Origin of the sequence: Actinosynnema sp. NPDC023658 (genome assembly GCF_040639995.1) — a bacterium.
In the GTDB taxonomy this organism is placed as follows: Bacteria; Actinomycetota; Actinomycetes; order Mycobacteriales; family Pseudonocardiaceae; genus Actinosynnema.
On the sequence record NZ_JBFAAX010000251.1, the window covers coordinates 1 to 8,262 of the forward strand.

The window sequence follows — 8,262 nt, forward strand, 5'->3', positions numbered from 1 at the left end:
CCGTCGCGCCGGGGCCGATCGCGACACCCATCGCCGAACACGCGGGCCTGAGCCCGGACGAGGCCGCCGCCCGGCGTGACGCCCTGGTCGCCCACGTGCCGCTGCGCCGGGTCGGGCAGCCGCACGAGGTCGCGTTCTGGATCGTCCAACTGGCCCGACCCGAAGCCGCGTACACGACCGGTGTGGTGCTGCCCGTCGACGGCGGCGCGCTGGTCGGCTGAGACCGTGAACTAGCCTCGGACCAGTGCGGATCGGTGAGTTGGCGAGGGCCACGGGCACGTCGACGCGGGCGTTGCGGTTCTACGAGGAGCAAGGCCTCCTCCACTCCGAACGCACCCCGAACGGCTACCGCCACTACGGCCCGACCGCCGCCGCACGCGTGCGCAGCATCCGGTACCTGCTCGGCTTCGGCCTCACGCTGGAGGACATCGCCCACTTCCGGTGCTGCCTGGACGGCGACGTGGCGACCGCCGAGCCGGACCCGGCGCTGGTCGCGGTGGCCGAACGCCGCCTCGCCGTCCTGGACGACCGGATCAGGGCGCTCGCGGAGGTGCGCGACCACCTGGCGGACGGCGTGCGGCGGGCGAGGGAACGCTAGGTCGTCCCGCCGACCAGCGTCGCCAGGAACCGGTCCACCTGCTCGACGGCGGGCAGCCACGGCAGGTCGGGCTCGTTGGTGCGCTGCGCCGGCATCCCGTTGACGGCGGTGCGGAGGTCGAGCGTGACGACGGCCGGGCCGTCGGCCGGTGCTCGCCGGTGTGGAGCGCGGGACCACCACCGGGGACATCCGCGCCCGACTGCGTGCCCTGGACGACCACTTCACCGAGCACTTCGAGCTCCAGTCGCGGATGCGCTCGGTGTCCGGCCCCGACACGCTCACCATCCTCCTGGCCGCCGGGTGAGCGAGCCTCACCCCGTGGTCGAGAAGGCCGCCACCCCGTCCCACGCCAACCACAGGTCCGCGTCGACCTGGTCCTCGTCCGCGATGATGACGCCCGCCTCACCGACGTAGAGCCCCAGGTCGCACCGGTGGGCGGACAGCATCCGCAGCATCCACGCGTGCAGGTCCTCCCCGTCCTCGGCGGGAGTCCGCGTGACCAACCGGAACTGCGACCCGGCCCCACTGGACTCGATCCGGCTCAACTGGTGGAAGCGCAACCCCATCGCCGTCACTCTCCGGTCGTTGTCGTATACTCTCCGAACTTGCTGAAACCATCTCGTATATACAAGGTGGCAGCAAGGCCCGGATCGGGTGACGATCGGAGAGAACGATGACCAACCCCCACCGCAGTGCCGCACGCATCCAGATCGGCACCACGCTGCGCCGGATGCGCGAAGAGGCCGGGGTGCCGCGCGACCGGGTGGGCGAGGTCCTGCACTGCACGATGACCAAGATCAGCAACATCGAGAACGCGATCAGCGGCGTCAAGCAGGCCGAGCTGGAGAAGCTGCTCGACCTCTACCAGGCCGACGAGGCCACCCGCGAGGACCTGCTCGCGCTCAACTCCGAGGCCCACCGGCGCAGGCCCAAGAGCAAGATCGGCGGCACGATCCAGCCCTGGCTGCGCCGCATCCTCGACGTGGAGGCCATCGCCACCGAGGCCCTCTACTCGTCGTTCGAGCTGCTCCCGGCCGTGCTCCAGACCGAGGAGTACGCCCGCACGCTCATGACCGGCATCGGTCTCGGCGGCGAGACGCTGGAGAAGAACCTCCAACTGCGGATGGAACGACGAGCGCTGCTGACCGACCGCGAGCCGCCGTTGCGGCTGTGGGCGGTGCTCGGGGAACCGGCGTTGAGGGCGAACGTCGGCGGCCCGGAGGTCATGCGGGACCAGCTCAAGCACGTCCTCGGCCTGACCGAGCTGGAGAACGTGGTGGTGCAGGTGATGCCGCACGGAGCCGGGGCCCACGCGCTGACGGGCACTACGCTGACCTTGTTCCGGCTGCCCGACAAGCTGCCGTCGCTGGTGAGCGTCGACACCCCGTACGGTGCCCAGTTCGTGGACGGGGTCGACCAACTGGAGAGGACGAGCCGCTGGTTCGACCACACCCGTGCGAAGGCGTTGGGAGTCGAGGAAAGCCGCGAACTCCTGACCCGGATCACGGAGGAGACCAGATGAGCCTGAACTTCGGCGAGTGGACGAAATTCAGCGGTGGCGGCGACAACTGCGTCGAGGTCATGCGCACGGCCGACGAGGTGTTGGTCCGCAACAGCAACCGGCCTGAAGAAGTCCCACAGCGCTTCACCTACAGCGAGTGGGACTTCTTCACGCGCGGCGCGAAGCTCGGGGTGTTCGACCTCTAGGGATTACCTGCGGAACGAGATCTGGAGGGTCGGGGCGGAGGTCTCGGAGAAGAAGTCGTTGCCCTTGTCGTCCACGACGACGAATGCCGGGAAGTCCTCCACCTCGATCTTCCAGACCGCTTCCATGCCCAGCTCGGGGTACTCCAGCACCTCGACCTTGCGGATGCAGTCCTGCGCCAGCCGGGCCGCCGGGCCGCCGATCGACCCCAGGTAGAAGCCGCCGTGCGTGGCGCACGCGGACGTCACCTGCTTGGACCGGTTGCCCTTCGCCAGCATCACCATCGACCCGCCGGCCGCCTGGAACTGCTCGACGTAGGAGTCCATGCGCCCGGCCGTCGTCGGCCCGAACGACCCGGACGCGTAACCCTCGGGCGTCTTGGCCGGTCCGGCGTAGTACACCGGGTGGTCCTTGAGGTACTGCGGCATCGGCTCGCCCGCGTCCAGGCGCTCCTTGATCTTGGCGTGGGCGATGTCGCGCGCCACCACCAGCGGCCCGGTCAGGGACACGCGGGTCTTCACCGGCAGCTTCGACAGCGTCTCGCGGATCTCCGCCATCGGCCGGGTCAGGTCGATCTTCACGACCTCGTCGGACAGGTCCTCGCCGGTCACGTCGGGCAGGAAGTGCGCCGGGTCGCGCTCCAGCTGCTCCAGGAAGATGCCCTCGGGGGTGATCTTCGCCTTGGCCTGCCGGTCCGCCGAGCACGACACCGCGATGCCGACCGGGCAGGACGCGCCGTGCCGGGGGAGCCGGATGACGCGCACGTCGTGGCAGAAGTACTTGCCGCCGAACTGCGCGCCGATGCCGAAGTTGCGGGTCAGCTCCAGCACCTGCTGCTCCAGGTCGACGTCCCGGAACGCGTGCCCGGCGGCCGAGCCCTCGGTGGGCAGGCCGTCGAGGTAGCGGGCGGAGGCGAGCTTGGCGACCTTGAGGTTCTGCTCGGCCGACAGACCGCCGACGACCACGGCGAGGTGGTACGGCGGGCACGCGGCCGTGCCGAGGGAGCGCAGCTTCTCGTCCAGGAACTTGGCCAGCCGCGAGGGGTTCAGCAGCGCCTTCGTCTCCTGGTACAGGAACGTCTTGTTGGCCGAGCCGCCGCCCTTGGCCATGAACAGGAACTCGTACTTCGGCTCCACGCCGGGCGCGGTGAACAGGTCGATCTGCGCGGGCAGGTTGGTGCCGGTGTTCTTCTCGTCCCAGAAGTTGACCGGGGCCATCTGCGAGTACCGGAGGTTCAGCTCCTGGTAGGCCTCGAAGATGCCGCGCGACAACGCTTCCTCGTCCGTGCCGCCGGTCAGCACGGACTCGGTGCGCTTGCCCATCACGATGGCCGTGCCGGTGTCCTGGCACATCGGCAGGACACCGCCCGCCGAGATGCACGCGTTGCGCAGCAGGTCCATGGCGACGAACCGGTCGTTGCCGCTGGCCTCGGGGTCGTCCACGATCGCGCGCAGCTGGGCCAGGTGCGAGGGCCGCAGCAGGTGCTGGATGTCCCGGATGGCCTCCTTTGCCAGCAGCGTCAACGCCGCGGGCTCGACCTGGAGGAACGTCCGGCCGGCGGCCTCGACGACCGACACCCCGTCCGGCGTGACCAGCCGGTAGTCGGTGTGGTTGTCCTTGGCCAACGGCAGGACGTCGGTGTACTGGAACGTAGGTGCCAGAAGGTTCGACGAGGTCACGTCGCGGGCTCCCTTGCGCGCTTCGGGTTCCGCCGAACCTATACCGATCCGGCCGCCGCGTCCCGGCCGCGTGGTGTGATTCGCGTCGTGGTCGACAGCCTCACCAAGCGACGGCTCCCCGCAGCCGAGCTCGACGCCCTGCTCCGCCGCGTCCTCGGCGTCCCGCTCGCCGGGCACGTCGAGCTGACCGAGGGCATGTTCAACACCGCGTACCGGCTCACCGCGGTCGACGGCCGGCAGACCGTGCTGAAGGTCGCGCCGCCGCCGGACGTGCCGCTGCTGACCTACGAGCGGGACCTGATGCGCACCGAGGCGGCGGCGTTCGAGCTGATGGCCGCGCACGGGTTGCCGGTGCCGGAAGTGCTGCTGCACGAGGACGGCCTGCTGCTGATGACCGCGTTGCGGGGCGAGCCGTGGTCGGCGGCCCGGCCGCGGTTGGGCGACGCGGAGCACGGCGCGCTGCGGCGTGAGCTGGGCACGATCGTCCGCCGGCTGCACGCGATCACCGGTGACGTGTTCGGCTACCTCCAGGGGCCGAACGGGGCGACGTGGCGCGAGGCGTTCACGCGGATGGTCGACGCGGTGCTGGCCGACGCCGACCGGTTCGGGGTCGTGCTGCCGGACGTGCGACCGGCCTTCGAGGCCCGCGCGCACCTGCTCGACGAGGTCACCGCACCCGTGCTGGTGCACTCCGACCTGTGGGAGGCGAACATCTTCCTGCTCGACGGGCACGTCGAGGGGATCATCGACCCGGAGCGGGCGCTGTTCGGCGACCCGCTGGCCGAGATCGCGACGATCGCGCTGTTCACCGAGCCGGACGAGGACTTCCTCGCCGGGTACGGCCGGACGGCGTTCACGGCGTCGGAGGAGACCCGGATCGCGCTGTACCGGGCGTACCTGTGCCTGGTGATGATCGTGGAGGGCGTGCCGCGCGGCTACTCCGGCGAGGAGCGCGAGGGGCACGTGCGGTTCTTCCGCGAGAAGCTCGCGGACTACCTGGAGCTGTGAGCGGGGCAGCGGATGCGGAAGGCCGGGCCGGCCCCCGACCGCCCCGACCTTCCTCAGCGTGCGACGACCTCCGCGTGATGGGGCGGAGGTCTCGCATGGCTCGTGTAACGCACGACCGTGCCGTGACCGACGTCACAAGTCAATACCGCGCACCGGTGATGCCGGGCTGAATCGGATCAGCCGACGCGGGGTCGGCCCACCCGGGTCAGCTCGCGTAAGCGCGCAGCTTGGCGGCCCGTTCGCCCTGCCGCAGCTTCGACATGACCTCGCGCTCGATCTGCCGCACCCGCTCCCGCGACAGGCCGAACTGCTTGCCGATCTGGTCCAGCGTGCGCGGCTGGCCGTCCTCGAGGCCGTAGCGCAGCCGGATCACGGCCTGCTCGCGCGGGTCCAGCGTGGCCAGCACCCGGCGCAGGTCGTCCTGCAGCAGGCCGGAGATGACCGCGCTCTCCGCGTCGGTGGCGTCGGAGTCCTCGATGAAGTCGCCCAGCGGGGCGTCCTCCTCGGTGCCGACCGGCATGTCCAGGCTCACCGGGTCGCGGGCGTGGTCGAGCAGGTCGACCACCTTCTCCGGCGACAGGCCCGACTCCTTGGCCAGCTCCTCGTTGGTCGCCTCGCGGCCCAACTGCTGGTGCAGGTCGCGCTTGATCCGGGCGAGCTTGTTGACCTGCTCGACGAGGTGGACGGGCAGCCGGATCGTGCGACCCTGGTCCGCCATTCCCCGCGTGATCGCCTGGCGGATCCACCAGGTCGCGTAGGTCGAGAACTTGAAGCCCTTGGTGTAGTCGAACTTCTCCACCGCGCGGATCAGACCCAGGTTGCCTTCCTGGATCAGATCGAGCAGCGGCATTCCGCGCCCGGTGTATCGCTTCGCCAGGGAAACGACCAACCGCAGATTCGCTTCGAGGAGGTGGTTCTTTGCCACGTGACCGTCGCGGATCAACGCACGCAGTTCGCGTTGGCGATCATCCGGCAGGTCCGGGTGCGTCTCCAGCTTGTGCTGAGCGAAGACGCCCGCCTCGATCCGCTTGGCGAGTTCCACTTCGTCGGCCGCGGTCAGCAGCGCTGTCTTGCCGATCCCGTTCAGGTACACCCGAACCAGGTCTGCGGCCGGTCCCTGGGCGTCGAGGTCCAACTCGGCGCTCGTGGTGGTCGTCTCGTTCCCGACCTGACGGTCGAGGAGCTTCGGGACGGTCATGGAGCTCCCTCCCCCTTGTGTCGCGGGCTGGCAGTGCGGTCGTGTCGCACACTCCGCGCTGCGCTGCGCGGCACACCTTTCGGTGTCTGACACTGGTGGAAACGCGAACCGGAGCGAAATGGTTCCCGCTTCCCACGACCTGAAGACGTCACTGCCGTCACAGCGGTTGCCCGGGCAATCCTGAGGATTCCCTGAGAAGGATCTAGAGTTCCACCAACACGGTGAACGGGCCGTCGTTCGCACTCCGCACGGACATCATCGCGCCGAACCGTCCCGTTTGTACTCGGGCACCCTTCCGGCGCAGTTCCGAGACCACCTCGTCGACCAACGGCTCGGCGTGCTCGGGCCGTGCGGCGGCGGTCCACGACGGCCGCCGCCCCTTCTTCACCTCGCCGTACAGTGTGAATTGGCTCACAACGAGCAGGGGTGCGCCGGTCGTGGCGCACGACTCCTCGTCCCGCAGGATCCGCAGCTCGTGCAACTTCCGCGCCATCACGTGCGCCTTGGCCGCGTCGTCGTCCACGTGGATGCCCAGCAGCACCAACAGCCCCGGTTCGTCGATCGCGCCGACGACCTCACCGTCCACGGTGACCGACGCCTCCGTGACGCGCGCCACCACAGCCCTCACGCGGGCACCACCATGCCGTGCCGCACCAGGTCGCGGACGACCGGCAGCGCGGCGGCGGCCAGCGCGTCCGCGTCCAGGTCGTGCGCGTAGGCCAGGAGCGTGACCAGGTCCTCCAGCGGCAGCGCGCCCCGGAAACCCGCCAGCAGCTTGGCCGCGGTCTCGTCCAGCTCCTGCTGCCAACCGGGGCCGTCGGTGCGGTGCAGGCGGCGGACGACCGACTCCCAGCCCTCGTCGGTCGGCGCGGAGACCTCTTCCAGCAGCACGGTCTCCGGCACGGTGAAGCGGGTGCCCAGCAGCGTGGCGTTGTCGGTGGCGCGCAGCCAGGCGACCCGGTCCAGCCAGGCGGCCGACTCCGGGCCCAGCGGGTCGTCGAAGGCGTGGCGGAGGTCTTCGCACACCACCTCGGCGTGCTCGGCGTCCGTGCGGCGGAGCGTGACGAAGCCGAACCCGACGCCCTCGACGTCGTTCTCCGCGAACCAGTCCAGCCAGGCCGACGCCTTGGCGCGGCCCTCGTCGCTGCGCGGGTCCACACCCGCGTCGCGCAACCACGTGCCGACGTAGAGGGCCGGGTCGGCGACGTCGCGCTGCACGAACCACGCGTCCACGCCGCCGCGCGGCAGCCACGACGACACCCGGTCCGCCCAGTCCTCGCCCTTGCGGTGCAGCCAGGAGGCGAGCAGCTGGCCCACGCCGCCCTCGTTGAGGAACGAGGGCATCTGGCGCACGACCAGGGCGCTCGCGTCGTCGCCGTCGAGGCCGGAGTCGCGGTAGACGTAGTCGACCCGGGCCGGGCCCACCACGAACGGCGGGTTGCACACGACCTGGTCGAACCGCCGACCGCGCAGGGGGCCGAACCACTCGCCCTGGCGCAGCTCGACGTCCACCTCGTTGAGCCGGAACGTGCCGGCGGCCAGGGCGAGCGCGCGGTCGGACAGGTCGGTGGCGGTGATGCGGCGGGCGTGGCGGCTCGCGTGCAGGGCCTGCACGCCGCACCCGGTGCCCAGGTCGAGCAGCGTGTCGACCGGGCGGCGCGAGGTGGCGCGGGCCAGGCTGATCGACGCGTGGCCGACGCCGAGCACGTGGTCGGCGGGCACGGGTCCGCCGCGCTGGTCGGAGTCCTGGTCCGCGATCACCCACCAGGAGCCCTCGTCGTCGCCGTAGGGCCGGATGTCCAGGCCCGCCCGCAACCCGTCCCCGTCGCCGCGCAGGACCTCGGCCTTCACGGCGTCGGCCGGGTCGAGCCCCGGCAGGGCGGCCCGGACGGCGGACTCGGGCTCGGTGTCACCGAGCAGGAACAGGCGGACCAGGGTGCCGAGCGCGCCGGCGTCCCGGGTGGCCCGCCGGGCGGCCTCGGGCTCACCCCGGCCGAGGGCGGCGTGGGCCTGCGGCCCGAGCGCGTCGAGCACGCCGTCGGCGTCGTAGTGGGCCGCTTGGAACGCCTCGCGC

The 8,262-nt window shown here is 70.8% G+C and carries 11 protein-coding genes; 6 read left to right on the forward strand and 5 right to left on the reverse strand.

Annotation, left to right across the window (positions count from 1 at the left end; genetic code table 11):
* The 3 genes from AB0G02_RS22580 to AB0G02_RS22590 all read left to right on the forward strand — a co-directional run.
* A partial coding sequence (locus AB0G02_RS22580) for an SDR family oxidoreductase (RefSeq protein ID WP_360797443.1) occupies positions 1-221 on the forward strand: 221 nt, incomplete at its 5' end.
* 23 nt (positions 222-244) lie between these two features.
* Entirely contained in the window at positions 245-598 is a 354-nt protein-coding gene (locus AB0G02_RS22585) for a MerR family transcriptional regulator (protein ID WP_360797444.1), read from the forward strand.
* A gap of 148 nt (positions 599-746) precedes the next feature.
* A complete protein-coding gene (locus tag AB0G02_RS22590) occupies positions 747-902 on the forward strand; it encodes a hypothetical protein (protein WP_360797445.1) in 156 nt (51 codons plus the stop codon).
* A 7-nt stretch (positions 903-909) separates the two neighbouring features.
* On the opposite strand, the gene AB0G02_RS22595 is transcribed toward AB0G02_RS22590, so the two are convergent.
* Positions 910-1,164 (reverse strand): hypothetical protein, encoded by a 255-nt coding sequence (locus AB0G02_RS22595; RefSeq protein ID WP_360797446.1) that lies wholly within the window; start codon positions 1,162-1,164, stop codon positions 910-912.
* Positions 1,165-1,271: 107 nt separating this feature from the next.
* On the opposite strand from AB0G02_RS22595, the gene AB0G02_RS22600 reads away from it, so the two are divergent.
* Both AB0G02_RS22600 and AB0G02_RS22605 read left to right on the forward strand, forming a co-directional pair.
* Positions 1,272-2,120 (forward strand): helix-turn-helix transcriptional regulator, encoded by an 849-nt coding sequence (locus tag AB0G02_RS22600; protein ID WP_360797447.1) that lies wholly within the window; start codon positions 1,272-1,274, stop codon positions 2,118-2,120.
* Entirely contained in the window at positions 2,117-2,305 is a 189-nt protein-coding gene (locus AB0G02_RS22605; RefSeq protein WP_360797448.1) for a DUF397 domain-containing protein, read from the forward strand. Before AB0G02_RS22600 ends, AB0G02_RS22605 begins: the two co-directional genes overlap by 4 nt.
* A gap of 3 nt (positions 2,306-2,308) precedes the next feature.
* On the opposite strand, the gene AB0G02_RS22610 is transcribed toward AB0G02_RS22605, so the two are convergent.
* Positions 2,309-3,964, reverse strand: coding sequence for a fumarate hydratase (locus tag AB0G02_RS22610; protein WP_360797453.1), 1,656 nt, complete (start codon positions 3,962-3,964; stop codon positions 2,309-2,311).
* Positions 3,965-4,069: 105 nt separating this feature from the next.
* Between AB0G02_RS22610 and AB0G02_RS22615 the strand changes: the two genes are divergently transcribed.
* Positions 4,070-4,990 carry a phosphotransferase gene (locus AB0G02_RS22615; RefSeq protein WP_360797449.1) on the forward strand — a complete coding sequence of 307 codons (921 nt, stop codon included), beginning with the start codon at positions 4,070-4,072 and terminating at the stop codon, positions 4,988-4,990.
* Between the two features lie 205 nt (positions 4,991-5,195).
* Here the strand turns inward: AB0G02_RS22615 and AB0G02_RS22620 are convergent, their stop codons facing one another.
* From AB0G02_RS22620 to AB0G02_RS22630, 3 genes are all read right to left on the reverse strand, one after another.
* The gene (locus tag AB0G02_RS22620; protein WP_360797450.1) at positions 5,196-6,188 is read right to left on the reverse strand and encodes a sigma-70 family RNA polymerase sigma factor; all 993 of its coding nucleotides are present in this window, start codon (positions 6,186-6,188) and stop codon (positions 5,196-5,198) included.
* A 202-nt stretch (positions 6,189-6,390) separates the two neighbouring features.
* Entirely contained in the window at positions 6,391-6,816 is a 426-nt protein-coding gene (gene dtd / locus AB0G02_RS22625; RefSeq protein WP_360797451.1) for a D-aminoacyl-tRNA deacylase, read from the reverse strand.
* The coding region (locus AB0G02_RS22630) for a methyltransferase (RefSeq protein WP_360797452.1) at positions 6,813-8,262 on the reverse strand (1,450 nt) is incomplete at its 5' end. The genes AB0G02_RS22630 and dtd, both read right to left, overlap by 4 nt.